At 65.4% G+C, this 22297-nt stretch carries 25 protein-coding genes; 13 read left to right on the top strand and 12 right to left on the bottom strand.

All coding sequences use genetic code 11. The features are described from left to right. Positions 1-73 precede the first annotated feature (73 nt). On the top strand, positions 74-1291 hold the full coding sequence (locus EN862_RS15550) for a TadE/TadG family type IV pilus assembly protein (RefSeq protein WP_127865176.1): 1218 nt from the start codon (positions 74-76) through the stop codon (positions 1289-1291). A gap of 76 nt (positions 1292-1367) precedes the next feature. Here EN862_RS15550 and EN862_RS15545 read toward each other — a convergent pair whose 3' ends face one another. The 3 genes from EN862_RS15545 to EN862_RS15535 form a co-directional block, all read right to left on the bottom strand. Next, positions 1368-1598, bottom strand: a complete 231-nt coding sequence (locus EN862_RS15545) for a hypothetical protein (RefSeq protein ID WP_127865175.1) — start codon at positions 1596-1598, stop codon at positions 1368-1370. 70 nt (positions 1599-1668) lie between these two features. After that, positions 1669-1902 carry a polymerase gene (locus tag EN862_RS15540; RefSeq protein ID WP_127865174.1) on the bottom strand — a complete coding sequence of 78 codons (234 nt, stop codon included), beginning with the start codon at positions 1900-1902 and terminating at the stop codon, positions 1669-1671. A gap of 353 nt (positions 1903-2255) precedes the next feature. Next, positions 2256-2447, bottom strand: coding sequence for a hypothetical protein (locus EN862_RS15535; RefSeq protein WP_127865173.1), 192 nt, complete (start codon positions 2445-2447; stop codon positions 2256-2258). A 404-nt stretch (positions 2448-2851) separates the two neighbouring features. Here EN862_RS15535 and EN862_RS15530 point away from each other — a divergent pair, with 404 nt between their 5' ends. From EN862_RS15530 to EN862_RS15515, 4 genes are all read left to right on the top strand, one after another. Beyond that, on the top strand, positions 2852-3232 hold the full coding sequence (locus EN862_RS15530) for a cupin domain-containing protein (RefSeq protein WP_127865172.1): 381 nt from the start codon (positions 2852-2854) through the stop codon (positions 3230-3232). Positions 3233-3490: 258 nt separating this feature from the next. Continuing rightward, complete coding sequence (gene dinB / locus EN862_RS15525; protein WP_127865171.1) at positions 3491-4753, top strand: DNA polymerase IV; 1263 nt, start codon at positions 3491-3493, stop codon at positions 4751-4753. Positions 4754-4919: 166 nt separating this feature from the next. Further along, complete coding sequence (locus EN862_RS15520) at positions 4920-6236, top strand: patatin-like phospholipase family protein (protein ID WP_127865170.1); 1317 nt, start codon at positions 4920-4922, stop codon at positions 6234-6236. Positions 6237-6482: 246 nt separating this feature from the next. Continuing rightward, the gene (locus tag EN862_RS15515) at positions 6483-7187 is read left to right on the top strand and encodes an SDR family oxidoreductase (protein WP_127865169.1); all 705 of its coding nucleotides are present in this window, start codon (positions 6483-6485) and stop codon (positions 7185-7187) included. Between the two features lie 24 nt (positions 7188-7211). On the opposite strand, the gene EN862_RS15510 is transcribed toward EN862_RS15515, so the two are convergent. Both EN862_RS15510 and EN862_RS15505 read right to left on the bottom strand, forming a co-directional pair. Then, a complete protein-coding gene (locus EN862_RS15510) occupies positions 7212-7451 on the bottom strand; it encodes a hypothetical protein (protein ID WP_127238136.1) in 240 nt (79 codons plus the stop codon). 136 nt (positions 7452-7587) lie between these two features. After that, positions 7588-8031 carry an SRPBCC family protein gene (locus tag EN862_RS15505; protein ID WP_127865168.1) on the bottom strand — a complete coding sequence of 148 codons (444 nt, stop codon included), beginning with the start codon at positions 8029-8031 and terminating at the stop codon, positions 7588-7590. Positions 8032-8496: 465 nt separating this feature from the next. Between EN862_RS15505 and EN862_RS15500 the strand changes: the two genes are divergently transcribed. Genes EN862_RS15500 through EN862_RS15490 form a run of 3 tightly spaced genes read left to right on the top strand, consistent with a single transcriptional unit; the run spans position 8497 to position 13013 of the window. Further along, positions 8497-9921 (top strand): family 16 glycosylhydrolase, encoded by a 1425-nt coding sequence (locus EN862_RS15500; RefSeq protein WP_127865167.1) that lies wholly within the window; start codon positions 8497-8499, stop codon positions 9919-9921. Positions 9922-9932: 11 nt separating this feature from the next. Beyond that, on the top strand, positions 9933-11690 hold the full coding sequence (locus EN862_RS15495) for a type I secretion system permease/ATPase (protein ID WP_127865166.1): 1758 nt from the start codon (positions 9933-9935) through the stop codon (positions 11688-11690). A 3-nt stretch (positions 11691-11693) separates the two neighbouring features. Next, a complete protein-coding gene (locus tag EN862_RS15490) occupies positions 11694-13013 on the top strand; it encodes an HlyD family type I secretion periplasmic adaptor subunit (protein ID WP_127865165.1) in 1320 nt (439 codons plus the stop codon). Positions 13014-13115: 102 nt separating this feature from the next. On the opposite strand, the gene EN862_RS15485 is transcribed toward EN862_RS15490, so the two are convergent. After that, entirely contained in the window at positions 13116-13328 is a 213-nt protein-coding gene (locus EN862_RS15485; protein ID WP_127865164.1) for a hypothetical protein, read from the bottom strand. Between the two features lie 465 nt (positions 13329-13793). Here EN862_RS15485 and EN862_RS15480 point away from each other — a divergent pair, with 465 nt between their 5' ends. The 5 genes from EN862_RS15480 (at position 13794) to EN862_RS15460 (ending at position 17890) form a co-directional block, all read left to right on the top strand. Continuing rightward, entirely contained in the window at positions 13794-14042 is a 249-nt protein-coding gene (locus tag EN862_RS15480) for a DUF1127 domain-containing protein (protein ID WP_189401169.1), read from the top strand. A gap of 247 nt (positions 14043-14289) precedes the next feature. Then, the gene (locus EN862_RS15475) at positions 14290-14868 is read left to right on the top strand and encodes an OsmC family protein (protein ID WP_245430116.1); all 579 of its coding nucleotides are present in this window, start codon (positions 14290-14292) and stop codon (positions 14866-14868) included. A gap of 59 nt (positions 14869-14927) precedes the next feature. Continuing rightward, the gene (locus tag EN862_RS15470; protein ID WP_127865162.1) at positions 14928-16154 is read left to right on the top strand and encodes an NAD(P)/FAD-dependent oxidoreductase; all 1227 of its coding nucleotides are present in this window, start codon (positions 14928-14930) and stop codon (positions 16152-16154) included. 12 nt (positions 16155-16166) lie between these two features. Beyond that, on the top strand, positions 16167-17438 hold the full coding sequence (locus EN862_RS15465) for an NAD(P)/FAD-dependent oxidoreductase (protein WP_127865161.1): 1272 nt from the start codon (positions 16167-16169) through the stop codon (positions 17436-17438). Further along, positions 17435-17890 (top strand): MaoC family dehydratase, encoded by a 456-nt coding sequence (locus EN862_RS15460; protein WP_127865160.1) that lies wholly within the window; start codon positions 17435-17437, stop codon positions 17888-17890. Before EN862_RS15465 ends, EN862_RS15460 begins: the two co-directional genes overlap by 4 nt. A gap of 17 nt (positions 17891-17907) precedes the next feature. On the opposite strand, the gene EN862_RS15455 is transcribed toward EN862_RS15460, so the two are convergent. The 6 genes from EN862_RS15455 to EN862_RS15430 form a co-directional block, all read right to left on the bottom strand. Further along, positions 17908-18624: an alpha/beta fold hydrolase gene (locus EN862_RS15455; protein WP_127865159.1), complete on the bottom strand. Its 717-nt coding sequence runs from the start codon at positions 18622-18624 to the stop codon at positions 17908-17910. Between the two features lie 9 nt (positions 18625-18633). Further along, positions 18634-19461 carry a hypothetical protein gene (locus EN862_RS15450; protein WP_127865158.1) on the bottom strand — a complete coding sequence of 276 codons (828 nt, stop codon included), beginning with the start codon at positions 19459-19461 and terminating at the stop codon, positions 18634-18636. A 103-nt stretch (positions 19462-19564) separates the two neighbouring features. Further along, positions 19565-19810 carry a hypothetical protein gene (locus tag EN862_RS15445; RefSeq protein ID WP_127865157.1) on the bottom strand — a complete coding sequence of 82 codons (246 nt, stop codon included), beginning with the start codon at positions 19808-19810 and terminating at the stop codon, positions 19565-19567. Between the two features lie 87 nt (positions 19811-19897). Then, positions 19898-20854 carry an EamA family transporter gene (locus EN862_RS15440; protein WP_127865156.1) on the bottom strand — a complete coding sequence of 319 codons (957 nt, stop codon included), beginning with the start codon at positions 20852-20854 and terminating at the stop codon, positions 19898-19900. A gap of 20 nt (positions 20855-20874) precedes the next feature. Further along, entirely contained in the window at positions 20875-21774 is a 900-nt protein-coding gene (locus tag EN862_RS15435) for a DMT family transporter (protein ID WP_127865155.1), read from the bottom strand. Positions 21775-21891: 117 nt separating this feature from the next. Next, positions 21892-22173 (bottom strand): hypothetical protein, encoded by a 282-nt coding sequence (locus EN862_RS15430; protein ID WP_127865154.1) that lies wholly within the window; start codon positions 22171-22173, stop codon positions 21892-21894. Positions 22174-22297 lie beyond the last annotated feature (124 nt).

Genomic DNA, 22297 nt, shown 5'->3' with positions numbered 1-22297 from the left:
TTTAACTTTTTTGGAAATCGCCCGTAGAGACGGCACGCATATCACTCTGTGGAATACGACGAGGGCGGGCTCCATGCTTGGACGGTTTTGGGTTTCGAAGCGCGGCAATTTCGCGGTCGCGACCGCGGTTGCCATGGTGCCGCTGATGCTTGGCGTGGCAGCTTCCGTCGACCTGATCGGCACCAGCGACGACGCCGCCCAGCTGCAGAATTCCCTGGACGCCGCCGGCCTTGCAATCGGCACGAAGTACCAGCCGACCATGTCGGCGGGTGACGTGCAGCAACTGGGCCAGACCTTCTTCGCGGCCAATATGAGCGCGGCCGACGCGCAGGAGCTGTCGGGCAGCCTCGCCGCCTTCCAGGCCGCCGCCAGCGGCGATCCAAGCGCCTATTTCATTTCGGCGTCGTCGAGCATCAGCCGGCCGGCCTTCATCGGCGCCATGCCGGCCTGGCAGGCGACTCGCACCGCCTCGGTCAAGATCAAGCCCGGCGCGCAGGCCTGCGTGCTGGCGCTCAACCAGCATGCCGACAACGCGGTCAACCTGCAGGGCTCGACCAATGTGGCGATGACCGGCTGCGTGATCGCGGCCAATTCGGACGCCGCCGATTCCGTCAATCGCGGCGGCTCGGCGATCGTCAGCGCCGCCTGCGTCTCGACGGTCGGCGGCACGCAAGGATTGACGCCGCCCAGCGCCACGCTTTCCTGCGGCACGCCGCACGAAAAGCAGTACGCCTCGTTCGATCCATTGGCCGACGTCGTTCCGCCCGCCTACACGCTCTGCCTGCCGGTGCCCAACGGCAAGACGATAACGCTCTCGCCGGGCACCTATTGCGACAAGAGCCTGTCGGGAAAGATCACCCTCAATCCGGGCACCTACATCATGCGCAACGTCGTCATAAAGCCGGGCGGCAACGGCAGCCTGAGCGGCCAGGGCGTGACGATCTTCCTGATGGAGAACTCGCAGCTCTACATCAATGCCAACGAGCAGGTGAACCTCTCGCCGCCCACCAGCGGCCCCTATCAAGGCATCACCATCTACCAGGCGCATGGCAACACGCAGGCGCTGACGCTGAACGGCGGATCCGGCTCGCTGGTGAGCGGCTTCATCTACGCGCCGGACGCGGCCATCACCTATACCGGAAATTCGGACATGAGCGCGCAGGGCAGTTGCCTGCGGCTGGTGGGCGACACCGTGGCGATGACGGGAAACTCCGCGGTGAAGTCGGACTGCACGGCCGAACTGGGGAACCGGGAGATGTATGCAGGCCGGATGATCACCCTGGTGAAGTGAGACGCAAAGCGGCGGCTCCCAAGGGCCGCGACGACCGATCCCTGCCGGGAACCGTCGCCCCAGCCGCCGCGCTGAATTACGCGATAATGTCGGCGCCCGGCCGCTCGTCGAAAAGAACCGAGCAGCCGCGCTCGAGCGCGACCTGCGTCAAGGCATTGGCCGCATCCTCGTCCGACGAGACGAAATCGCCGGTCAGGACGCGCAGTTCCTCGACGGCCCTCGACATCGGCACCACGCGCCCGGCCGAACGGTCGCTCACGCATGCGTCGATGACGCACAGAAGATCGATGAGTTCGAAATTGTCCATGGCGGCCTCCGCTGGGCCATCCCTTCGCTCAGTCAACGGCGTGAGGCGCGGACCGGTTCCCGTGCCGGCTTCATCCCTGCGGCCTTGCCGGCGCGAGCTTGAGGTCGAAGCGGGCCGGCAGGCATGGCTCGACACAGGCCCTGCGCACCGATCCGGTTGCCATGGTGTCGATTGGAAGAAGGACTATCATCTGGGCATCGCGTTGCGGCCAGAGCGGCCTGCCGAAGAGGAGGAAGACGCCGCCGATCATCAGCGCCAGGAGCAGCGCGGCAATCAGGTTCGCGATCATGTTGCCGGGTTGCACGGCAGCAACTCCAAGTCGATTTCCAGAGGGAATGGAGTGCCCATCACATCGCAGGAATGATGGGCACTCCGTGGTCGACCGCCGATGAAGGGACTTTGTCCGGCGGCTTGCTAGTCAAATGAATTGATGGCGCTCTTGTTGCTCGAAAATCTGCGCCTCGGGCCTCTGCGCTCGACGCATGAGACTTCAGTCCGAACAAGGGCTCGGACCGTCGCCCGAAGGCCCGAACAGTCGTTTTCGGCTGCCGTTGCCCGGCCCTCGAAATCGGCGAAAGGAGAAAAGACATCGCCAACTGACGGCTTCACCTTTTGACAGGCCGCGCCAACTGTTGCTCCTTCAATTCAACGTAGAATTCAGGCCTCGAGGTCCATCGGCTGATGACCGGGCTGCTGGTGCCAAAGCACCTGGCGATAATCCGTCAGTTCGACGACCTGCGTGCAGACCGGAGAGATGTAGCTGTCGCAGCATTGGCGAAGCGCCGGGGAGCCGCGGCGAGCGGCAATGACCGGCGGACGCGAATAGGCTTTGACGGCTTGATCAAGCATGGTTTCCTCCTGGTGGTTGTCGATTATCCCCGCCCAAGGTTCCTCCCTGGCCGACATGTCGCGCCGCCGTGGCACTCGGCCAGCGGTGAAGCAGGTTCGGCATGAGGCTGATGGGGGAACGCACGAGGCCGCGACGATAGCGCCTTGATTGTTGCCGAGGGTCGCATCGAATTCTCTCCCTGTCGGGCGAAAACGGATGGGTCCCTCAACCACCGCCGTGCCAGCGCCAGAACAGGAAAGCACCGGCGACCAGGTTCCGCATTAACTTCCGATAAGGCGCCAAAAAAATCTTCGAGCGCCGGGAGCGCTCAAGTATTAGCAACCTCTCATAATCGGGTGTATGAATCCGGTTGCGGTCGCCGACGATCGCAACGTCGGGCGCCGCTTCACATGGGAGGGAAACCATGGCCGAAGTTGCAATGCAGGTGACGAAACTCGAATCCAAATCGCACAACAATCCCGACGAGGTCCGCGCGCCCGCCAAGACGCGTGTCGAGATCGTGCGGCTGCCGGGCTACACGCTGGGGCGGATGAACATGCAGCCGGGCTGGAAATGGTCCGAATGCGTCAAGCCGGTGGTCAAGACCGAGAGCTGCCAGGTCTCGCATGTCGGCTATGTCGTATCCGGAGCGATCACCGTGCGGATGACCGACGGCACGCAAAAGACCTTCGAGGCCGGCACTTCCTACACCATCCCGCCCGGCCATGACGCCTGGGTGGAGGGCAACCAGCCGTTCCAGTGCATCGAGGTGTTGAGCGCCGAACAATACGCCAAGCCGGCGTAGCGCAGACCTCGCCCTCATTTCGGCAGTGAAGAACGGGGCGCCGTGGGCGGCTTCCTGTCGAGTTCGCAGGATCTGATCCAGGGGTGATCTCAGGCTGCGGTCCATTCGCGGCTGTAGCTTCAGGTTGTGGAAGCTTGCACGTACAAGCGTGGCGGCTTGACAGAGAGCTTCTTTTGTTCTCTTTATGTTCTACTAATTCCCCTTACAAAAGACGCAGCTAATGCTGCAATGCCACACAAATGGCCATGGGAGCGCGCGATGGCCGCCACGAATGAAGCTGCGGCCGCCACCATCCTGCATGCCGATCTCGACGCCTTCTACGCCTCCGTCGAGCAGCTGCTCGATCCGTCACTGCGCGGCAAGCCGATCGCCGTCGGCGGCGGCGTGGTGCTGGCGGCTTCCTATGAAGCCAAGGTGTTCGGCGTGCGCGGCGGCATGCCCGGCCGCAAGGCGCGCGAGCTCTGCCCGCAGCTCATCTTCGTCGGCGGTCATTTTTCCGAGTACCAGCGCCTCGGCGACGCCGCGATCAAGGTGCTCGACGATTTCACGCCGGTGGTCGAGCGCATCTCGATCGACGAGGCCTTCGCCGACGTCGCCGGCTGCACGCATCTGTTCGGTCCGCCGCAGGAGATCGCGCGAAGAATCCGCGAGCGCGTGAAGGCCGAGCTCGGCCTGCCGATCTCGATCGGCGTGGCGCGGACAAAGCATCTCGCCAAGATCGCCTCGCAGGTGGCCAAGCCGGACGGGCTGGTGGTAGTCGAGCCCGGCACCGAGCTTGCGTTCCTGCACGACCTGCCCGTCACGCTGATGTGGGGTGTCGGCCCGGCGACGAAGGCGCGGCTCGCCGAGATCGGCGTCGAGACCATCGGGCAATTGGCGCGCACCCATAGCGGCGCGCTGGAGCGGCTGATCGGCCATGCCGCCGGCCAGAAGCTTGCCGCGCTCGCCTGGAACCGCGACCCGCGCAAGCTCGAGACGCATCGGCGCGCGATTTCCGCCGGCGCGCAATCGGCGCTGGGCAGGAAGCCGGCGGTGCCGCGCGTCTTCGTGCCGACGCTCTTGCATCTGGCCGACCGCGTGGCGAGCCGCCTGCGCGTCAAGGACCGGCCCGGCCGCACGGTGACGGTGCGGGTGCGCTTCGCCGATCTGCGCGCCGTCACCCGCTCGGTGACGCTGGAGCAGCCGATCCAGGCGACGGTAATGCTGGCCGAGATCGCCGAGGAGCTGGTGCGCGGCGTGCTGGCCGCTCATCCCGGCGAGCGGGACATATCGCTGCTCGCCATCTCCGTTTCGCATCTGGAGGAGCATGCCGAGCTGCAGCTCGAACTGCCGCTCGGCCTGATGGATGAGAAGCGCAAGCCCGGCAGCCGCAAGGGCCTCGCCCGCTTCGGCGCCGACCGCGCCATCGACAAGATCCGCCAGCGTTTCGGCAGGCAAGCCGTCGGCTACGGCACGGTGGCGCTGGAAGGCCCGCGCTCGGTGCCGGACGGGTTCCGGGAGCTGGCGGAGAAGGAGCTGTAGGGGGCGGAGTGCTTGATCTCCCCTTTCGGGCGAGATCTGCAGCTTCGTCGCTTTCGCCGATCACCAGCACACCCCCGAAGGTCCGCGATTCCGCCGCTTGCCAGAATGGCCGTGCTGGGCTGGATTAGGCGCCGGAACAGCCATGCCCGAACGATCGGAGTCATTCATGGCCAGTGAGACGGCAGCGCCGGATACCGAGGCGGCGCCAGTTAGTATCGACAACAAGGCCGAGCGCTACGACCTCGGCCTGTGTCTGTCCGGCGGCGGCTACCGCGCCATGCTGTTTCATGCCGGCGCGCTCTGCCGTCTCAACGAGGCGGGCCTGCTCCAGAAGCTCGACATGGTGAGCTCGGTTTCGGGCGGCTCGATCGCGGCCGGGCTGCTCGCGGTGCTCTGGCCACGCTTCGTCTTCGCTGGCGGTGTCGCCACCAATTTCGATATCTATCTGCACAGGATATTGGAGTTCTCGCAGGTCTTTCTCGACGCGCCGTCGATCCTCAAGGGCCTGTTCAATCCGTTTTCCAGCGCCGCGCGCGAGGTCGCCGCCTGCTACGAGCGGAACTTGTTCGACGGCTCCAGGCCGATGCTGAAGGGCCTGCCGGAAAAGCCCTGGTTCGTGTTCTGCTCGAGCAATCTTGGCACCGGCTCGCTGTTTCGCCTGTCGCGGCGCTACATCGCCGATTACCGCATCGGCGTCGCCTACCAGGCCGACCTGCCAGTCGCAACCGCGGTGGCCGCCTCATCGGCCTTCCCGCCTTTCCTGTCGCCGCTCCGGCTCGACCTCACGCCCTTCGCGTGGAAGAACGACAAGCTCGACCCGGGTGTCGGCGCGCCGGTGCCGCCTTCCCGCGCCGTGCTCACCGATGGCGGCGTCTACGACAATCACGGCATCGAGCCGGCGCTGAAGCGCTGCCGCTGGCTGCTGGTGAGCGATGCCGGCGCGCCGTGGCAGGCTTCGAAGGCGGGTTACTGGAACTGGTTCTCGCAGCTCAAACGCGTGCTCGACACCACCGACAACCAGGTGCGCTCACTGCGGCGACGGGATCTGGTGGCGCGTTTCCAGGCGGCCAAGGACGCCGACGATCGCGGCCTGCCCAAAGACGCGACCCGGCCCGACTATGCGGCGACGCGCGGCGTCTTCTGGTCGATCGCCAGCAAGCCGGACGCGACCGAGCCGACTTTCGTGCAGACCGCCGCGACCGCGCCGGCCGATATCGGCACATCGCTGCATTTCCTGGGCAGCGAAGAGACCGTCGATTTGGTGAACTGGGGTTATTGCGCCGCCGACCAGGCGCTGCGGAGCTGGTACCAGCCGGCGGTGGCGCCGGGAAAAGGCGTGCCGCTCAAGGCGGGCGACGTGAAGCCGGGGCGCTGCGCGAGGGTTTCGAAGGTGCTGATGGGTTTTTTTAGGGTGAGCCGGCGCGCGAGCTGCCAATCTCCCCCCTTGCGGGGGAGATGTCCGGCAGGACAGAGGGGGGTGTGACGGAACGCGGCGCTGACACTCCTTGGATGCGAACCTCTTTGGTAGTTGAGGCAAGGATAGCCGCTGATACGTCGGCGGGACAGCACCCCTCTCTGGTCTGCCGACCATCTCCCCCGCAAGGGGGGAGATTGGCAGCTCCGCGGCTTTCGCCAATCACCAACCTGGCGCAATCCAATCTAGTTCATTCCCCTGCCCTGCGCATGCTAACAGAGGCGCTTTCAACAATTTCAACAGATGGACAGCGACATGGCAGGCGAAAAAGTAGCTCTGGTGACGGCGGGCGGCAGCGGCATGGGGGCGGCGGCGGCGAAGCGCCTGGCGGCCGACGGCTTCAAGGTCGGCGTGCTCTCCTCCTCCGGCAAGGGCGAGGCGCTGGGCACGGAGCTCGGCGGCTTCGGCGTCACCGGCTCCAACCAGTCGAACGACGACCTGAAGCGCCTTGCCGACGGCGCGCTGGAGCGCTGGGGGCGCATCGACGTTTTGGTCAACAGCGCCGGCCATGGACCGCGCGCGCAGATCATCGAGATCAGCGACGAGGACTGGCATAAGGGCATCGACACCTATTTCCTCAACGCCGTGCGCCCTACCCGGCTGGTGACGCCGGTGATGCAGAAACAGAAATCCGGCGTCATCATCAACATCTCGACCGCCTGGGCGTTCGAGCCGAGCGCGATGTTCCCGACCTCGGCCGTGGCGCGCGCCGGGCTTGCCGCCTACACCAAGATCTTCGCCGACACCTATGCCGCCGACAACATCCGCATGAACAATGTGCTGCCCGGCTGGATCGACAGCCTGCCGGCGACCGAGGAGCGCCGCCATGCTGTGCCGATGAAGCGCTACGGCACGTCGGAAGAGATCGCCGCGACGATCTCGTTCCTCGCCTCGGATGGGGCGGCCTACATTACGGGGCAGAACATCCGCGTCGACGGCGGCATCACAAGGGCTCTGTGAGGACGGCCAGGACGCCGCCTCAGATCATCCCGGCCTGCGGGAATTGAGCACCCACAGAACGCATAGGAAGGCTATCGAGCCCACCAGGACGATCGAATTGCCGACCACGATGTTCCAGAATCGTGTCGGATCATCCGAGAGCGCGACCCAATGCAACTTGCCTCGGACCTCGCCTGTCCTAATGCCGCAGGCAATGTTGTAGATCGCGATGGCGGCAAGCGCCGCCATCAGGACAAATAGGTCGTTGTTCTTGTTGCGATCCATGGCAGCGGCTTTTATCAGCGCTTGGTGAAATTTTGCTTACCTTGAGGAACGCGACGGCCGGAAAACCAGCCGCCACATTTGTCGGTTTGACGCACGCGCAGACGGAAAGATTGCTGCCGCGCCGGTTTACCCGCGATCACTGATTGATCTCCGGCTCGACGAGCTTGGCCAGGTTGCGCAGCGATTCCTGCCAGCCGAGATAGCAGGCTTCGGCGGGGATGGCGTCCGGGATGCCGGCCTGGGTGATGTTGATCTCGGTGCCGACCAACACTTTCTTCAAGGTCACCGTCACCTCGATCTGGCCCGGCAAATTGGGATCGTCGAAGCGGTCGGTGTAGCGCAGGCGCTCGCCCGGAACGAGCTCGACGAATTCGCCGCCGAAGGAATGGCTGCCGCCGGTGGTGAAGTTGCGGAAGGACATCTTGTAGGCGCCGCCGACCTTGCCCTCGAACTCATGCACCGTGCAGGTGAAGCCGTTCGGAGGCAGCCACTTGGCCAGCGCATCGGCTTCGATAAATGCGCGGTAGACCTTCTCCGGCTTGGTCGCCAGGACGCGGTGCAGATGGATGGTGCTCGGCATGTCTCGATATCCTCTCTCTGGTTTCGTTGATCGATGCCCCAAGGACGGGCGGCCTCCAGCCGATCCGACAGAGGCTGCCGAATTTTTTGCCCGGCGGCTAGCGCGCCACTTTGTAACGGGGACAGGACGTAGGTGCTACGATCCGCATTCCAGCTCGAATGTCCACCGTCGCACTTGGCGACTCAGCCCTCGTTCATCGCACGCGGCTACGCTGATCAATTCGGCCACGAGCAGCATCTTGCCAAATATTTCAGCATGAGCCTCGCAATTTTGAGTAAAATTGAGTAATTCAAGGTGTAATTATCGCGCTTAAATTGTATTAGAAACCGCTTGTTATGTCTATTTCCGATCATTAATCGATGAACGGTAATTTTTTATCTGTACTGTTACGCGATTCCTTGGAACCATAGGCCGGCTTTGTAGGTTGGCCTGAAAACCAGCCACCACCGAGGAAGGGAGTGTCCGATGAGCTTCGTCGTCAACGCGATAGGCGTTCCTCTTTATTACAGCGGCGCTTCCAATCATTGGTTTTCGGCGTCCTCGCCCGGGACGTTCAACGGCAGCAGCGGCAACGACTCCATCTGGGCCTCCAGCGGCGTCAACGTCACCATGTATGGCGGCCAAGGCGACGACATCTATTACCTCTATTCGTCGGGCAACAAGGTGGTCGAGTACGCCGGCCAGGGCGTCGACACCATCAACACATGGATGAGCTACACGTTGCCGAACAATGTCGAGAACCTCGTCGTCACCAACGCTCACAACTATGCCTTCGGCAATGCGCTGGACAACATCATCACCGCCACGGGCGGTGGCCAGACGATCGACGGCGGCGCGGGCAACGATGTGCTGATCGACGGCGGCGGCGGCGCCGACATTTTCATCATCGCCAAGGGCAATGGCAGTGACTCGATCCTCAATTTCGCCTCGAACGATGCCGTGCGGCTCGATGGCTACGGCTTCACTTCGTTCGCCGCCGTCCACGACGCGATGATGCAGGCGGGACCGAATGTGGTGCTGAACCTCGGATCGGGCGAAATCCTCGAATTCAAGAACACCACCATCGACAAACTGCAGCCCAACAATTTCCAGCTGCCGATCGACAAGTCCGGCATGACGCTGTCCTTCAGCGACGAGTTCAACACGCTGAACCTGCACAACAGCCAGGGCGGCACCTGGGACACTAACTTCTGGTGGGGCGCGGCGAACGGCAGCACGCTGGTCCGGAACAACGAGTTGCAATGGTATATCGACGCCAATTACGCGCCGACCAGCTCGGTGCATCCGTTCAGCGTCGACAATGGCGTGCTCACCATCACCGCGGCGCAGGCATCGGCCGACATCAAGCCGCTGATCAACAATTACGAATACACCTCCGGCTTGCTTACCACGCACGACTCGTTCTCACAGACCTATGGCTATTTCGAAATGCGCGCCGACCTGCCGGAAAACGCCGGCGCCTGGCCGGCCTTCTGGCTGCTGCCGGAAGACGGCTCGTGGCCACCGGAGCTCGACGTGATGGAGATGTACGGACAGAAGCCGAATTCGCTGCTGATGACCGCGCATACCATGCAGACGGGCCAGCACACGACGGTCGGCTCGACGGTGAACGTCATGGACACCGCCGGCTTCCACACCTATGGCCTGTTGTGGACGCCGGACAAGCTGGTCTGGACCTATGACGGCGTGCAGGTCGCGTGGGCGGCAACGCCATCCGACATGAACAAACCGATGTACATGCTGGTCGATCTCGCGGTCGGCGGCCAGGCCGGCGCGCCGCCGGATCATCTCGCCACGCCGGCGCAGATGAAGATCGACTACATCCACGCCTACACGCTGGACGAGCTGCAGCAAAGCCATTTGAGCGTCACGGGCGAGCATACGGCCTAGGCGGCGGGGCGATGTCGCGCGAGAGCGCTCCGACCGGTTTGCGGCCGGTCCCCCTTCGCCGCGTGTTCCTGCGCGCAGTCAGCGATGTCGGCCTGTTCTCGCTGCTGATCAACCTGTTGCTGCTGGTGATCCCGCTTTACCTGCTGCAGGTCTATGACCGGGTGCTGCCCTCCTCCAGCGTCGAGACGCTGGTCTATCTGTCGGTCATCGCGGTCGCGGCGCTTGGCTTCCTCGGCTTCCTCGACGCCATCCGCGCGGTCTACACGCAGCGTATCGCCGCGACGGTCAACGACAGGCTGGGCGCAAGGATGTTCGCCGCCTCGCTCGGCGCCAGCAGCGCGCCGTCGCCGCTCACGGACCTCGCCGCGGTCTGCGCCTTCATCCGCTCGCGCGGTGTAGCGGTGCTGTTCGACCTGCCCTTCGCGCCGGTCTTCCTCGCATTGCTCTATCTGATCCATCCGGTGCTGTTCTGGGTGACGCTCGGCGGCACCGCGCTGCTGGTCGTGCTGGTCGTGGCCAACCAGCTTGCCATCGGCAGGAACGATGCGATGTCGGCGGAGCGCTCGGCTCTGGCCAGCCGGGCCGAGCAGGCCTTTGCCCGCAACGCCGAGACGCTGCGCGCCATGGGGATGGTGGAAAACGCCGCGCGCGCATGGGGACGGCATGTGGCGGAGGCGCTTGTGCTGCATGACCGTTCGGCCAGCGCCAACGCCGTCTTCAGCGGCGCTTCCAGGGCGCTGCGCATGATGCTGCAGCTCGCGATCCTCGGCGCCGGCGCCTGGCTGGTGCTGAAGGGCGAGATGACGGCCGGCATGATCTTCGCCTCCTCGCTGGTGTCGTCGCGCGCGCTGCAGCCGCTCGACCAGCTGATCGGCTCGTGGCGGCAGATCGGCGAGGCCAGGCGCGCCTGGTCGCGGCTGCAGGTCGCGCTTGCGGGGCAGCCGGCACAGGCAAGCAAACTCGCCTTGCCCGATCCGACCGGCGCGATTGCAACGCAGGATCTTTTCTTCATCGCTCCGGATGCCACGTTCGGCGCCGAGCCGATCCTGAAGCGATTGAGCTTCGCGATTCAGCCCGGCGAAGCGGTGGCGATCGTCGGCCCGAGCGGCGCCGGCAAATCGACGCTGGCGCGGCTGCTTGTCGGAGCGGCCCAGCCGAGCGGCGGTTCGGTCAGGATCGACGGCGCCGAGCTTAGGACCTGGGACGAGAATCAGCTTGGCCGGCATATCGGTTATCTCGCGCAGGAGGTGGAGCTTTTCCCCGGCTCGGTCAGCGAGAATATCGCCCGCTTCGACGCAGGCGCGGACGACGCCGCGATCGTCGAGGCGGCAAAGCGCGCCGAGGCGCATGAGCTGATCCTTTCGCTGCGCGACGGCTACCAGACGATGGTCGCCGGGACGCTGTCGGGCGGCGAGCGGCAGCGGATCGGGCTGGCGCGCGCCTTCTACGGCAATCCGCGCATCCTCGTGCTGGACGAGCCGAGCACGCATCTCGACGGCGCCGGCGAAACGGCGCTCGAAGCGGTGCTTGCGGCCGCGCGCGCGGCGGGCGTCACCACGATCGTGATCACGCACCGGCCCTCGATCGCCGCGGCCTGCGACCGCGTGATGGTTCTGCGCGGCGGCGTGATCGAGGCGTTCGGACCGAGCGCCGAGGTGCTGCGGCAATCGACTGTCGACAAGGGCAAAGGCGCGCGGCAGAACACGGTGGTGACGGGCTCGTTCGTGCCGACCATCCGCGCCTCGCAAACCATCCGCCACGGGTCGTAGACGATGTCCGCGCCAAGCCTCACCTTCGACAACCGGCCGCGCACAGACTTCCGCCGCACCGCCTTTGCCGGCTACGCGGCAATCGCGTTGCTAGTCGGCGGCTTCGGCTACTGGGCAGCGAGCGCGCCGCTGGCCGGCGCGGTGATCACGCAAGGCACGATCGCCGCGACCGGCGGCAACATCCTGATCCAGCATCGCGAGGGCGGCATCATCAGCAAGTTACTTGTGCATGAAGGCGACCGCGTGCGCGAGGGCCAGGAGCTCATCCTGCTCGACCGGACCGCTCCGGAGGCCGATCTCAACCGGCTGACCCGGCAGTGGATCGCGCTCAAGGCGAGCGCCGCGCGGCTGGAGGCCGAGCGCGACGGGCTGGACCGGCTGGCGCCGATGACCGAGCCCGCGCCGGCGCCGTTCCAGCCGGAGTTCCAGAACCTCATCCGCGAACAGCAGAAGGAGTTCGACGCCAGGCTCGCGCGCTTCCGCTCGGAACAGTCGATCCTGGCGCAGCGCGTCGCCATGCATCGCGAATCCGTCAAGGGCCTGAACGCGCAGAAGGCGGCGATCGAGCAGCAGGCCGAGGTGGTGAAGAAGGAGCTCGGCATCAAGACCGACCTTCTCAGCAAGGGCCTCACCAACCGCAGCGAATATTCGCAGCTGCTGCGCTCCGAGGCCGACCTTGTCGGCCAGGCCGGCGCGCTGGCGGCGTACCTTGCCTCCGCCAACACGCAGATCGCGGAGGCCGAGGCGCAGACCGAGCGCGCCACGACGCAGCGCGTCGAGGAGGCGCTGACCAAGCTCGACGACGTGCGCACCAACCTCGCCGACATCGAGGAGCAGATGCGCGCGGCGGAAGCCGTGCTGAAGCGCACGACGATCACCGCGCCGGCGGCGGGCATCGTCGTGTCCTCGACCTATAATGCGCAAGGCAGCGTGGTCGCGCCCGGCGAGAAGATCATGGAGATCCTGCCCACGTCATCGGGCCTGGCGGTGGACGCAAAGCTCAGGCCGAGGGACATCGACCAGGTGCATGTCGGCCAGAAGGCGAAGCTCAGGCTGTCGGCACTCAACGCGCGGCTCACGCCGGAGGTGCCGGCCACGGTGAGCGAGATTTCCGCCGACCGGCTGATCGACGAAACCACGCACGAACCCTATTTCCGCGCCAGGCTGAAGATCGCAGACGCCCTGCCGCCCGGCGTGAAGGTCGAACAGCTTTACCCCGGCGCCCCGGTCGATACCTTCATCAGCACCGGCGACCGGACTTTCTTCGAATATCTGGTGCGGCCGATGATGGATTCCTTCGCGCGGGCATTTGCGGAAAGATAGGGGCGGACTGCGGGTTAACGGCGGTCGTTCGCGGTTGAGCGGCGGGCTCATGGTCAGCCCCGGATAAACAGCTGTTCGGGGCATCGGCGCTGGGCAGACGGCTTATTCCAGAAACATCAGGGCTGTGGCCAGGAATCCCATCCCGAAGCAAGACGCCATCGAATAGGCGATCATTCCGACAGCCACATAGTCGCCTCCGCCTGACGACAGATGGCTGCCGAGCGTGCCGAAAGCCAGGAGCCAGCACGCCACCGTCAACCCGATGATCGCCCCGGTGGCGAGGTTCTTGACGACAAAGAGCACCAGCGGAGGCATGAGCGCGGCTCCCAAAGAGCATCTCGCGCCGGCCCAGGGCTTGCGGCCTCGTGAGCCGACTGCTGCCATTCAACGCCCGGACATGCATCTGGTTGCTCCTGCAGCCTGTTTTCACTCCCGCACCGGTTCGAGCGGCTGTTCTGCCTGCTGGTACGGGGTTTCGGCCGAGCGTGCGAGCCGCCAGCCTCACTCCCGCTGTCCGCCCGCGCCTTCGTTTGCGGACTCCGCAAAGCGGCGCCGCGATCCGATCGCGGGGTGCGTGCCCGGCGAAGACGAAGCGATCGCGCCCGGCTTCGACGCGGGCGCGCCCCGTGCCCATTGGCAAAGGACGATATTTCAAACTGAGAAACCGTCAGATTCCACGGCAATTTCGACGCCCGCTCCAACGCTGGCTCCCCCGGTCGTCAGCGACAGTGCTGCCATCGACGACGCGAAATGGTCGCGCCGCAAAGGATGGAGACGACGATGACGAGTTTGGAACATACCGCCTATGAAACCGGCCGCGCGAGCCCCGGCCTGATCGGCTTTGCCGGCCGCGCACTCAGGCTTGTCTATCATGCCATGAGGATGCGCAGCGACCGCGCCGCCTTGCACGCCATGCCTGACTATCTGCTCAAGGACATGGGCATCACCCGTTCGGGAATCGACTACTACACCTCCACGCGCCGCGCTGCCTCCGGCACCGGCGGGATGGACATCCGCACCATCGGCTAACCGCCGATAGCGATTGCGGCCACGCCGTCGACAAGCCCCGGGCGCTTCCCAACGCCCAGGGGTTTTTGCGTTCCGGCGCGCTGGATTCAGGCGGTGGGCCGCGCCGTTTCAAACGATACGTCCACGCCAAATTCCACGGTGAGCGTATGAAAAATTCCACGGTCGCATCCACTCTCGTTCAAACGCTCAACCGGCAAACAAATGCCGTCACGGCAACCAAGCCGCAAAACCAACCTTGGAGATGAAGATGCAACCCAACACCAAACCTGCACGGCTTCCGCTCAACGGGGTCGACACGCCGAACCTGATGGCGACGATCAATTTCGTCGCCGGGCAGCCGGAGCTCGCCAAGTTCCAGTTCCGCGCCCACAATGAGTGGATCGAGGGCACGCACAGCAAGACCGTCATGAACGGCTTCTTCGGCGCCGGCAACGAGCAGAAGCACGAGAAGCCGCATTATGCCGACGCCGACCATCCAGCGATCCTGTGCGGCGCCGACAATGCTCCGACCCCGGTCGAGTGGCTGCTGCATGGGCTGGCGGGCTGCCTGATGGCGGGCGTGGCCAACATCGCCGCAGCGCGCGGCATCAAGCTCACCAAGGTGAAGTGCTCGGTCGACGGCGACATCGATCTGCGCGGCATCCTCGGCATTTCCGACGAGGTCCGCAACGGCTTCCAGAACATCCATGTGTCGTTCGAGATCGAAGGCGACGCGCCGGCCGAAAAGCTCCAACAGCTGGTCGAGCAGTCGCGCACCCGTTCGGCGGTCTTCGACGTGCTGACCAAGGGCGTGCCGGTCACCGTCGGCATCAAGACCATCCAGTAAGCCTCCAGGCGGTCCGGGGCCAATCCGGACCGCCTCTTTGCCTCAGACGGAACTGATCCATGAGACGCTCGGATGTCGTCATCATCGGCGCCGGCCAGGCCGGCCTTGCGCTCAGCCATTGCCTCGGCCAGGCCGGCATCGACCATGCCGTGCTGGAGCGCGGCCGCATCGGCGAGCGCTGGCGCTCGCAGAGCTGGCGCTCGCTTCGGCTGCTCACGCCGAACTGGCTGAATGCGCTCCCCGGCTCGCCCTACAAGGGCGGCGATCCCGACGGCTTCATGAGCAAAGGGGCTTTCGTGGAAAGCCTGGAGCGCTACGCCTGGCAATGGCATGCGCCGGTCGAGACCAATGTCGAGGTCAACTCCGCCAAGCGAACCAGCGACGGCTTCGCCTTGCGCACCAACGCCGGCGACTGGTCGGCACGCGCGGTCGTCGTCGCGACGGGACATTGCGACCGCCCGCTCATCCCCTTCGCGACTGAGACACTTCGCGGACCCCTCAGCATTCACGCTTCGCACTATCGCTCGCCCGGCGAGCTGCCGGGCGGCGGCGTGCTGGTCGTCGGCGCCTCGTCGTCCGGCGTGCAGATCGCCGACGAGCTCGCCCGCGCCGGGCGGCGCGTGGTGCTTTCGGTCAGCAAGCATACGCGCCTGCCCAGAACATGGTGTGGCCAGGACATCTTCTTTTGGCTGTGCGCGATGGGCCTGATGGCGCAGCGCCCGGAAGACCTGGCCAATCCGGAAGGCGCCCGGCGCCAGCCATCGCTGCAGCTCGCCGGCCGGCCGGACAGGGCCGATGTCGACCTCGCCACGCTGCAGGCGCTCGGCGTGGAACTCACCGGGCGGGCGCGCGGCGTCGGCGACCGCGAGATCGCCTTCGCCGGCGACCTCGGCCAGCACATCGCGGCGGCGGAAGCGAAGCAGGCGCGCCTGCTCGACGAGATCGACCGCTTTGCTGGCACGCCGACACCGTACCGGCCCGAGCCGGTGGCGCTGCCATCGGCCGCGAGCGAGCGGCTGTCGCTGACGGACGGATCGATCCGCAGCATCATCTGGGCGACCGGCTATGCGCGCTCGTTCGGCTGGCTGGAGCCGCTGGCGCTCGGCGCCGATGGCGAGCTCGCGCATCAGGGCGGCGTCACCACCGTGCCCGGCCTCTACGCGCTCGGCTTCCGCTTCCTGCGCAAGCGCGATTCCAATTTCATCGGCGGCGTCGGCGCGGATGCCGAGGCGATCGCCGCCGAAATCTCCCGTCATCTCGACCGCAACGGCCGCAAGGCGGCCTGAGGAACCACGACCATGACAAGCAATCCCATCTCCCTCATGGCCTCCCCCAGGCGCGGCCATTACGACGCCATCATCGTCGGCGCGCGCTGCGCGGGTGCGGCGACCGCGATGCTGCTTGCCCGCGCGGGCCTCAAGGTGCTGGCGATCGACCGCAAGCCCTTTGGCTCCGACACGCTGTCGACGCATGCGCTGATGCGGCCAGCGGTGCTGCAATTATGGCGCTGGGGCCTGCTCGAGCCGCTGCTCAAGGCCGGCACGCCGCTGATCGAGACGACGACCTTCCACTATGGCGACAACGAGATCACCATCCCCCTCGCCTCAGGTTCGGAGCTTCCCGGCCTGATCGCGCCGCGGCGCACCGTGCTCGACCGGATCCTGGTCGATGCGGCCCGCAAGGCTGGTGCGGAGATCCTGCACGAAATGGCGGTCGGCGACCTCTTCGCCGACACGCGCGGCCGGGTTCGCGGCATCGAGATCCGCGTCGCCGGCCGCACCTCAGTGCGGGTCAGCGCCGATATCGTCGTCGGCGCCGACGGTGTCGGCTCGCTGGTGGCGAAATGCGTCGACGCCCAGCCCTTGCGGCGCGGTGCCGTGTCGGCCGCCCATGTCTATGGCTATGCGCCGGTCGAGCCCGGCGCCGGCTATCACTGGTACTTCCGCGACGGGATCGCCGGCTCCTTCATCCCGACCAATGACGGCCTCGCCTGCATCGTCGCCTCGGTGCCGACGGGCCTGTTCGACCAGCGCTTCCGCCTCGGCCATGCGCGTGCCCGCATGGATGTGCTCGAGGCGCTTTCGCCGGCTCTGGCGGAACAGGCGGCCCTTGCGCCGAAGGACGCCCGCCTGCAGGCGTTCCGCGGCGTGCCTGGCTATATCCGCCAGCCGCACGGCCCCGGCTGGGCGCTGGTGGGCGACGCCGGCTTCTTCCGCGACCCGATCACCTCGCACGGCATTTCCGATGCGCTGCGAGACGCCGAAACTCTGGCGCGGGCCATCCTCGACGGCTCGGAGGCGGCATTCGCGATCTGGAAGCGGCAGCGCGACATGATCGCGAACCAGATCCTCGACACCACCGACGCCGTCGCCGGCTTCGACTGGACGCTCGACGATATCGGCGAGCGGCATCGCCGCTTCAGCGCCGTGCTGAAGGCAGAGGTGCAGGCGCTGGCCGGGCAACCCATGCCCGTCCGCCGGGCCTCGAAGCCCTCGACCTATCGGGCGCCGGCCAACCAGGACAGGCCGCCGGCCGACCTTTCACACAACCGAACAGGAGCAAGACCATGACAGTACATGTGATCAAGGACGGCTGGGTCGGCGTCGTCAAGGGCCGGCCAAAGATCGGCGCCTTTGCCGAGCGCTCGCGGCGCACACTGCCGCAGGATATCGACGCGTTCGCCGCGATGACCGGCGACCGCAACCCATTGCATTACGACAAGGCGCTGGCCGAGGCTTCGGTGTTCGGCAAGCTCATCGTGCAGGGCGGCGTCACCTCCGGCATCCTGAACGCGGTGGTGGCGGAGGACCTCCCCGGCCCCGGCTCCGTGTTCCTCGAAGTGTCGTGGAAATTCGTCAAGGCGGTCGGCGTCGGCGAACTGATCACCGGCCGCGTCGAGGTCAAGGAGGTGCGCGCCGACAAGCCGATCACCAAGCTGGAGACCTCGGTGCGCAACGAAGCCGGCGAGCTTTGCCTCACCGGCACCGCGACGGTGTTCACCGTACCGCTCGCCAGGGGCTGAGAACTTCGCGTATCCGCTTAGCTGCCCGTGGTCTCGGCGATGAAGGCGCGGACGTGGTCGATGAACTCCTCAAAGGCGGGCTCGCCTTCGAGGAGGATGTGGTTCTGGCTGTCGAGCTCGATGAAGCGGGCGCCCGGGATACCCGCGGCCATGGTGCGCCCGGATTCGACCGGAGCCACGTTATCGTCCCGCGCATGCAGCACCAGCGTCGGCACACGCACCTTTTCCAGCAAGCCGCTGACATCGATCATCGAAAAGGAGTTCTGAAGACGCCAGGCATCGTCGGGCGAGACGGTGCGCAGCATCAGGTCGTCCATCCAGGCGAAATGCTCGTGCGTGGCGCCGGGGATGAACATCGAGCAGAAAGCCTGGCGAAACATCGGGTTCGGCTTGCCCCAGTTCTCGCGCATCAGCGTCGCCACGGCCTCGCGCGTCGCGATCTCGCCGGCGTCGCCGCGCGCCCGCCAGCCTTTGACGTAACCGCCGTAAAGCACCATGCCCGAGACCCGCTTGGGGTGGCGGATGGCATAGGCGATCGAAACCGCGCAGCTCTGCGACAGACCGAGCAAGGTGAAGCGGTCGAGCCCTGTAGCCTCGACCACGCATTCAAGGTCCGACACCATGGTCTCGAACGAAATGTCGATGACATGCCGCTGCGAAAGGCCGTTGCAACGCTGGTCATAGCGCACCAGCCGGTTGTGGCGCGACAGTTCGCGCATCCAGTGCCGCCAGATCGGGCTGTCTCAGTCGAAGGTGAGATGCGACATCCAGTGCGCGGCGCGCAGGATCGCCGGACCGCTGCCGGTGCTGGCATAGGCCAGCCTGGTGCCGTCGAGCGCCCGGCAGAATTGCACGGCGCGGCCGGGATCCTGCGGCGACACGGCGGGTTTCGACGGCGCCTGCGCCGGTCGCGCAGCGCCAGACTGGGGCGCGCGGCTCGTGGCTTGAGCGGTGGCCGACCGGACCTTGTCCTCCAGCGCCTCTGTCTCGGCGGCGAGCCGCGCATCATCGGGCACGAGGCGGCGCAGCCGCTGCGCGAAGGGCAGCGCCCGTCGCGGCTCATCGGCCAGACGCTCAACCAGCTCGCGCAGGATGCCGAGCTCGACGATCTCCACTTCGCTGGCGATCGCCTGCCGCCAGGATTCGTCTTCGAAGCATCGTTCGAGCGAGAGGTCGGCGAGAAAGCCGCCGCGGATCGAGGCAAGGACGGCTTCGAGCTCCTCGGTCGAGCGGGACGACAGATCGGCCTTCACCAGCGGCGCGAGCCGCGCATAGTCCGTCTCGAGGTTGAGCGTCACGGCGTTGCGATCGGCGACGAGAGTTTTTTCGTCGGCGCCCAGCACCTGGCGGATCTTGGAGAGACTCCAGCGCAAGGCGCCGCGCGGATCGTCGGGAATGTCCCAGAATATCTCGCACAACCGCTCGCGCTGGTGCTGCCTGGCGGTGACGGCGAGGTAAGCAAGCAGCGCCCGCGTCTTGCGCGACGGCGGCAGGTCAAGCGGCTGACCGTCGCGCGTCACCTGAAAATCGCCAAGCACGCGCAGCTCCAGCCTGTGCTGAGAGCCGTTCATGCGTTCACGCGCTTGTCGATCGCCATGGTCCCCTTCGGCCGAGGCCGCCGCTGCGAAGGCGCAGCCAATAGCAAAAATGGCTAATTTAGGAAAGCTTGGTGCATCAGGCCAGCAGCAGCTTCAGCCTGGAGAGCCTGAGGCGCGCGAGCCGCCGCGCAGGATTGTGAAAGGCTTCCAGGCCGGCCTCGACCAGGAAGGCCAGCGTCATCAACTCGATCAGGAATTCGTCCGCCGCGTCGAAAGCGGCTCGTGAGCCGGCGACGAGGTGCTTGAGCAGAGCGCGAGCTTCCTGGACCGCGTCGGCGCTGCCGGCGTCGATCAGCGCTTCGAGCCTGGTGAAGCAGTCCATGTCGATTCTCTCCGCCCCACCAAGGCGATAGATCGATCCGGCGGCGCGGACATCCACATATGTTAAGCGAGCTACTGTGAGGCTTGCTCACGCCTTGGCTGGAACCGCCCTCGGCCTGATCACCGTTGCCAGCACGATGCCCAGGACGATGAAGGCGGCGCCGAACAGGTCGTAGTTATGCAAGCTCTCGCCGAGCAGCAGATAGGCGAGGATGGCGACGAACAATGTCTGCAGATAGAGCAGCATGCTTGCCCGGCTGGCGCCCAGCGTCTCGACGCTTTTGTTGTAGAGATAATACATCAGCGCACCGCCAGGGCCGGCCAGATAGGCGAGCGCGAGCAGGCCATTGCCATTCAGGGCGGAGCGTTCGTCGTTGGAGATTTCCCAGAGATGGAACGGCAGCGCCACCAGCGCGCCGGCGCCGAGCAGGAGGACCACCAGCGGCAGAAGCTCGAGGCCGAATTTGGAGCGGCGCAGCAGCACCGTGTAGAGCGCCCAGCAGAAGGCGCTGCCGACGATCCACAATTCGCCGATGTTGAAGCGCAGCTTAACCAGCGCGTCGATATTGCCGTGCGCGACGATGACCAGCATGCCGGCAAGTGCGGCAACCGCGCCGAGCGCCTTCCAGAGCCCGAGCGGTTCGCCCAGCACGAGACGCGCGAGCACCATGGTCATGATCGGCGACATCGCCATGATGATGCCGGCCGTGGTCGCGTCGGTGTCGTTCAGGCCACGGTAGATCATGCCCTGGCAGAGCGTCAGGCCGATGGCGCCGACGGCGACGATCTCGAGGGGCCGGGATTTGAGGAGCGCAATCATCGCGCCGTGATGGCGGTGCACGATCGGCAACAGGATGGCACACGCCAACAGGAGCCGCCAGAAGCAGAGACCCCAGGGCGGCATTTCCGGCGCGACCCATTTGGCCGCGATATAGACCCCGGCCGACAGCAGCCAGCACAAGACGGCGGTGGGATAGCCGCCCAGGGACGATCCTGCCGGGATGGCCGGCGGTTCCGGCTGATGGACTATCGGTATCGCCTGCATTCTCGAATCCCCCGATGCGGCTAACGGCGCATCTCCATGACAAAGATCGCTCCGATGACAATGGCGATGCCGACGCCCTGAAGCAGCGAAACCCGCTCCCCCAAAACCGCAATCGCAAACAAGACCCCGAGGACCGGCTCCAGATTGCTGATCATCGCCGCGCGCGCCGCGCCGACGTAAGCCATGCCCGAGATGAATGCGAGGGTGCCCACCGTGGACGCGACGGCGACGCCGACAAAGCCGGTCCATGCGAGCGGCGTCGTGGGCAAGGCCAGTGTTCCAAAGAGCGCGAAGATCACGGTGAGCGTGACTGCGGCCGAAAGCATCATGTAGAAGCCGACTGAAATCGCCTTTGCTTCCGCGGTCGCGCGCGCACCGCACACAACAATGATCGCCGTCATCGCCATCGCCAACGCCGCGAGGGCCAATCCAATGCCGCTCAGCCCTTCGAAGGAAAGCCCGATAGCCAGGTAAAGCCCCACAAGCGCGGCGACGAGCGCGCCGATGGATATGATCGTGAGTTTTTCCTGTCCCAGAAACATCACGATGAAACCGACAAGCACCGGGTGGATGAAGTAGATCAAAATCACCAGGCTGACGGGCAGGTAATTCACGGCTCCGAGATAGCCGTAGAGCATCACGGCATACGCCACGCCCACCGCCAGGGCGATCCGCATAGGCCGGCGTGGAATTGCTATCGGCTGACGCGAGGCCGCCAGCAGCAACAAGGTGATCAACACCGAAAAGATGCTTCGGCCGGTGATGACGCTGAGCGTGTTGCTGCCGCCTTCATAGGCGATTTTGGCGAAGCTAGGCACAATGGCGATTGCGATAGTCGAGAGCACGACAAGGCCAACGCCGAGCGCCTGTTGCTTGAACCCGGCGCCAGATACCGATGAAACTGTCCCCGCATCGACCATCGGCCGACCTCGCCGCCTTGTGCAAAAGTCACTTTGGCATGCAGTCGGCAGTTTCAACTGCCGTTGGGTGCGCAGTCTATCCTACCGCAAAGGAACGCCGCAACTATTGAGCGTAGATCAATGCGACGTGTCGCCGGTCGGATGCAGGCGATCCCAGGCCGAGCCGACGCGACCGTCGAACTGCGACGCGAAGCGCTCGGCCTCGATGTCTTCGAGGCCGTCGTCGACAAGGGCCTCGATGCTTCGGCGCAGCAAAGCGAGCTGCATCTGCCGCGCGTGACTCCTGTCGGTTTCGCGCATGATGGCCGTGACGTGATAGGCCACGACCGGCTGGCCAAGACAGGAGAGAAGCGCTCCCGACCCCGCCGTCGCCGCAGTGACTGCTTCCTCGATATTCATTCCGGCGCTCCTTCATCAAAGATGCTGGGCGCCTCCCCGGCAGATGGCGGCGATAGCGCCGCTTCTTTTCTAATTCCGGCGTCGCGAGACCATCGCTCGCGGCCAAAATCAGTATCCTCCAGAA

It is taken from the genome of Mesorhizobium sp. M2E.F.Ca.ET.219.01.1.1, assembly GCF_004016445.2.
In the GTDB taxonomy this organism is placed as follows: Bacteria; Pseudomonadota; Alphaproteobacteria; order Rhizobiales; family Rhizobiaceae; genus Mesorhizobium.
This window is presented reverse-complemented; position numbering and strand designations above follow the sequence as displayed.

What these genes read in the sequence shown, in the direction of transcription:
- EN862_RS15550 (WP_127865176.1), top strand. Translation starts at nt 74, where the DNA reads ATGCTTGGACGGTTTTGGGTTTCGAAGCGCGGCAATTTCGCGGTCGCG.
- EN862_RS15545 (WP_127865175.1), bottom strand. Translation starts at nt 1,598, where the DNA reads ATGGACAATTTCGAACTCATCGATCTTCTGTGCGTCATCGACGCATGC.
- EN862_RS15535 (WP_127865173.1), bottom strand. Translation starts at nt 2,447, where the DNA reads ATGCTTGATCAAGCCGTCAAAGCCTATTCGCGTCCGCCGGTCATTGCC.
- EN862_RS15530 (WP_127865172.1), top strand. Translation starts at nt 2,852, where the DNA reads ATGGCCGAAGTTGCAATGCAGGTGACGAAACTCGAATCCAAATCGCAC.
- dinB (WP_127865171.1), top strand. Translation starts at nt 3,491, where the DNA reads ATGGCCGCCACGAATGAAGCTGCGGCCGCCACCATCCTGCATGCCGAT.
- EN862_RS15520 (WP_127865170.1), top strand. Translation starts at nt 4,920, where the DNA reads ATGGCCAGTGAGACGGCAGCGCCGGATACCGAGGCGGCGCCAGTTAGT.
- EN862_RS15515 (WP_127865169.1), top strand. Translation starts at nt 6,483, where the DNA reads ATGGCAGGCGAAAAAGTAGCTCTGGTGACGGCGGGCGGCAGCGGCATG.
- EN862_RS15510 (WP_127238136.1), bottom strand. Translation starts at nt 7,451, where the DNA reads ATGGATCGCAACAAGAACAACGACCTATTTGTCCTGATGGCGGCGCTT.
- EN862_RS15505 (WP_127865168.1), bottom strand. Translation starts at nt 8,031, where the DNA reads ATGCCGAGCACCATCCATCTGCACCGCGTCCTGGCGACCAAGCCGGAG.
- EN862_RS15500 (WP_127865167.1), top strand. Translation starts at nt 8,497, where the DNA reads ATGAGCTTCGTCGTCAACGCGATAGGCGTTCCTCTTTATTACAGCGGC.
- EN862_RS15495 (WP_127865166.1), top strand. Translation starts at nt 9,933, where the DNA reads ATGTCGCGCGAGAGCGCTCCGACCGGTTTGCGGCCGGTCCCCCTTCGC.
- EN862_RS15490 (WP_127865165.1), top strand. Translation starts at nt 11,694, where the DNA reads ATGTCCGCGCCAAGCCTCACCTTCGACAACCGGCCGCGCACAGACTTC.
- EN862_RS15485 (WP_127865164.1), bottom strand. Translation starts at nt 13,328, where the DNA reads ATGCCTCCGCTGGTGCTCTTTGTCGTCAAGAACCTCGCCACCGGGGCG.
- EN862_RS15480 (WP_189401169.1), top strand. Translation starts at nt 13,794, where the DNA reads ATGACGAGTTTGGAACATACCGCCTATGAAACCGGCCGCGCGAGCCCC.
- EN862_RS15475 (WP_245430116.1), top strand. Translation starts at nt 14,290, where the DNA reads ATGCAACCCAACACCAAACCTGCACGGCTTCCGCTCAACGGGGTCGAC.
- EN862_RS15470 (WP_127865162.1), top strand. Translation starts at nt 14,928, where the DNA reads ATGAGACGCTCGGATGTCGTCATCATCGGCGCCGGCCAGGCCGGCCTT.
- EN862_RS15465 (WP_127865161.1), top strand. Translation starts at nt 16,167, where the DNA reads ATGACAAGCAATCCCATCTCCCTCATGGCCTCCCCCAGGCGCGGCCAT.
- EN862_RS15460 (WP_127865160.1), top strand. Translation starts at nt 17,435, where the DNA reads ATGACAGTACATGTGATCAAGGACGGCTGGGTCGGCGTCGTCAAGGGC.
- EN862_RS15450 (WP_127865158.1), bottom strand. Translation starts at nt 19,461, where the DNA reads ATGAACGGCTCTCAGCACAGGCTGGAGCTGCGCGTGCTTGGCGATTTT.
- EN862_RS15445 (WP_127865157.1), bottom strand. Translation starts at nt 19,810, where the DNA reads ATGGACTGCTTCACCAGGCTCGAAGCGCTGATCGACGCCGGCAGCGCC.
- EN862_RS15440 (WP_127865156.1), bottom strand. Translation starts at nt 20,854, where the DNA reads ATGCAGGCGATACCGATAGTCCATCAGCCGGAACCGCCGGCCATCCCG.
- EN862_RS15435 (WP_127865155.1), bottom strand. Translation starts at nt 21,774, where the DNA reads ATGGTCGATGCGGGGACAGTTTCATCGGTATCTGGCGCCGGGTTCAAG.
- EN862_RS15430 (WP_127865154.1), bottom strand. Translation starts at nt 22,173, where the DNA reads ATGAATATCGAGGAAGCAGTCACTGCGGCGACGGCGGGGTCGGGAGCG.